This is a genomic window from Pseudomonas sp. WS 5078 (assembly GCF_012985745.1).
Taxonomy (GTDB): Bacteria; Pseudomonadota; Gammaproteobacteria; order Pseudomonadales; family Pseudomonadaceae; genus Aquipseudomonas; species Aquipseudomonas lundensis_A.
This window is the reverse complement of sequence record NZ_JAAQWX010000028.1, coordinates 1-3,000: the sequence shown is the minus strand read 5'-3', so window position 1 is coordinate 3,000 and position 3,000 is coordinate 1. Positions and strand designations below refer to the sequence as shown.

Annotated in this window: 2 protein-coding genes and 2 pseudogenes; 3 read left to right on the top strand and 1 reads right to left on the bottom strand. The window is 51.6% G+C overall.

Annotation, left to right across the window (positions count from 1 at the left end):
* Window positions 1-284 precede the first annotated feature (284 nt).
* A complete protein-coding gene (locus tag HBN68_RS21845) occupies window positions 285-917 on the bottom strand; it encodes a hypothetical protein (protein WP_169966137.1) in 633 nt (210 codons plus the stop codon).
* A 295-nt stretch (window positions 918-1,212) separates the two neighbouring features.
* On the opposite strand from HBN68_RS21845, the pseudogene HBN68_RS21840 reads away from it, so the two are divergent.
* From HBN68_RS21840 to HBN68_RS21830, 3 genes and pseudogenes are all read left to right on the top strand, one after another.
* Window positions 1,213-1,710 (top strand): annotated as a pseudogene (locus HBN68_RS21840) (IS5 family transposase); the annotation flags it as partial.
* A gap of 84 nt (window positions 1,711-1,794) precedes the next feature.
* Window positions 1,795-2,154: an IS66 family insertion sequence element accessory protein TnpB gene (tnpB, locus tag HBN68_RS21835; RefSeq protein WP_249275366.1), complete on the top strand. Its 360-nt coding sequence runs from the start codon at window positions 1,795-1,797 to the stop codon at window positions 2,152-2,154.
* A gap of 18 nt (window positions 2,155-2,172) precedes the next feature.
* Window positions 2,173-3,000, top strand: a pseudogene (locus tag HBN68_RS21830) (IS66 family transposase); the annotation flags it as partial.

The following is a 3,000-nucleotide window of genomic DNA, read 5'->3' as shown; positions in this document are numbered from 1 at the left end:
TGAGCTCGCTGTGCTCTTCTGACGTGAGGGTAATGTTCTGCGAGTTCATCTGCTCGCCTCCGGCCTGTTGTTGACGGGGAAAGCATAGCCAATTTTCGGAGACTTTATTTTAGAGACAGTACACTAGATTGAACAAGCTCACTGTGTGCTTAACAATCGGTTGATTTTCAATGTTCATGTGGGCTACTTCTCATGGGGTGGTGATTGCTCGCACAATCACCACACCCGCTAGCCCCATTTTTTCAAAGAGGGAAAGTCAGATCAAGTTGAGACTTTTACATGGGTTAATCGACTGCTCGAATATAGCCGCATTGATAAATCGTATCTTGGTTCTCATCACAGGCACTGCCGGAGCCGGTACATAAATGTGCGCGTCTTATTAATGCCTGCCCTGTCGGGCAAGCAAATAGATGCGCAGACTCTTTTTCTTTACGTTGAGTAGCTGGGTGCATTTTTTTAATTTCGCCATTTATTTTTACGACACTGCAACGGTATTTTGTATGCCCGTTTTCATCTCCACTACGTTCCATTCCGGTCATCACTTCGCCGTTTTTGCATGTGTAATCGTGTCCATCCTCTTTACCTTCATCTAGTTGTTCAGACCATTGCCCATTGGGATCAGTACTATTCTCATCGCTTGATGAAAGTTCGGCTGACTGTCCATATGAATAAAATGTTTGGCATCTTATATATGCTTTTTCATTCTCGTCTCCTCTGTGGGCTCTGGCGGTCATTGCCTCATGTAGCGGGCATTCATAGAGGTAGCCCTTCGTTAGCTCATATGACCAGCCATTCTCACCCGGAGTCAGTTCCACTGGCGCTGCAAACACATGCGTTGAGAAACTTGCCGCCATAGCGGCGACAATTAAAAAGGATGCGGTGGGAAATGCCGCTCTTGGAATAAATTGAGAAGCCATTTTCAATATCCTTGCATGACAGTGGGTAGGTTTCCGACAGGTATCGGTTTCACGACCTTACGTCGAAAACAAGCAATTAGGTACTAGTCGTTCTGATAGGTTTTTACTGTTTTTACCTTGTGTGCAAGAGGTATTACTTACATCTGACTGCCCGTTGATCAGCGTAGCCTCCTGCGTGTGTTGTGCGTCAATCGTAAGTGGTGAGTGAGCGTGTTGTAAGTGTTTTAAGGAAATTCTGAAAAAGACTTCCTGATTTGGCAAAATCACCGGACACCAATCGCCGAGCCTTTCGATGATGAAGCAAATGACCTTCGCCGATGCCGAGTACGCCGGTAAGCGCAAGCAGACCCGCAAGGAACTGTTCCTGATCGAGATGGATCGGGTCGTGCCCTGGAAGGGTTTGATTGCACTGATCGAACCACATTACCCGAAGGGCGAAGGGGGGCGTCCGGCTTATCCGTTGAGGGCCATGCTGCGGGTTCATCTACTGCAGAATTGGTTCGGTTACAGCGATCCGGCGATGGAAGAGGCGCTTTACGAGACGACGATCTTGCGCCAGTTCTCCGGTCTGAGCTTGGAGCGAATCCCGGACGAAACCACCATCCTCAACTTCCGTCGCCTACTGGAAAAACACGAGTTGGCCACTGGCATTCTCGGTGTAATCAATGGCTATCTGGGCGACCGTGGCTTGTCACTGCGACAAGGCACCATCGTCGATGCCACGCTGATTCATGCACCCAGTTCGACCAAGAATAAGGACGGTAAGCGCGACCCGGAAATGCACCAAACGAAGGTAAGCGCTCCATAAACCCCACATTCAAAGCGCTGATCCGATCCCGGTTGCTGTGCTCCCGATTCCCTCAGGAGCCAGCTCGCCATGATGCGACCCGATGCCAAAGTCGAAAAAGTCTACCTCTACCCCAAGCCCGTGGACTTCCGAAAATCCATCGATGGCCTCGCCGCGCTGGTCGAACTGGACATCAAGGTCGCGGTGTTTGATCCGGTGCTTTTCGTGTTCCTCAACAAGTCGCGCAACCGGGTGAAGATTTTGTACTGGGAGCGCAACGGCTTCTGCCTTTGGCTCAAGCGCCTGGAGTCCGAACGATTCAAAACATCGCCGGACGCCACCGAAGAGGCTATCGTTCTGACCGTCCAGGAACTCAACTGGATGCTCGATGGCTTTGACCTCTGGCGCAACCGTCCTCATCAAGTTTTGACGCCGCGATTCGTAGCCTGATTCGGTATAATCCAGGGCATGAATTCCTTGCCTGAAAATCTTCCAGATGATCCCGTTCTGCTCAAGCAAATGCTTGGGAAGATGCTCGACGAACGTCAGTTGGATAAGGGCAAAATTGTTCGCCTAGAAGAACATAATGCGCTCTTGCTTCAGCGTGTTCGGACGTAAGTCCGAGCAAACAGCTGATGCGGCAACGCCGCAACTGGCCCTCTTCAATGAAGTAGAAAGCGTCGTCGAGCCTGTGGACGACGCCTCAGATGAAGAGGTCGTTGCCCCGACCAAGCGCCGCGGTAAACGCAAGCCACTGCCCGCCGATCTGCCGCGTATCGAGATCATCCACGAACTTCCCGAATATGAACTGACGTGCATCTGCAGCTGCCGCAAACACACTATTGGCGAAGAAGTCAGCGAGCAGCTTGAGATCGTGCCGATGCAGATCCGTGTGATCAGACACGTTCGCAAAGTTTACGGTTGCCGCGACTGCGAAATGGCGCCGGTCACTGCTGACAAGCCGGCTCAACTGATTGAAAAAAGCATGGCCAGCCCAAGTGTTCTGGCGATGTTGCTGACCACTAAGTACGTCGACGGACTACCGCTTCACCGCTTCGAAAAAGTCTTGAGCCGCCATGGCGTCGATATCCCACGCCAGACATTGGCACGCTGGGTTATCCAGTGCGGTGAACACTTCCAGCCGCTGCTGAATTTAATGCGCGATAGCTTGTTGGGCAGCCGTGTTGTCCACTGCGATGAAACGCGCGTGCAGGTGTTGAAAGAGCCTGACCGAGACCCAGGCAACCAGTCTTGGATGTGGGTGCAAACCGGCGGCCCGCCAGATAAACCAGTGAT

Coding starts and splice junctions, on each gene's coding strand:
- tnpB (WP_249275366.1), top strand. CDS start 1,795: ATGATGCGACCCGATGCCAAAGTCGAAAAAGTCTACCTCTACCCCAAG.
- HBN68_RS21845 (WP_169966137.1), bottom strand. CDS start 917: ATGGCTTCTCAATTTATTCCAAGAGCGGCATTTCCCACCGCATCCTTT.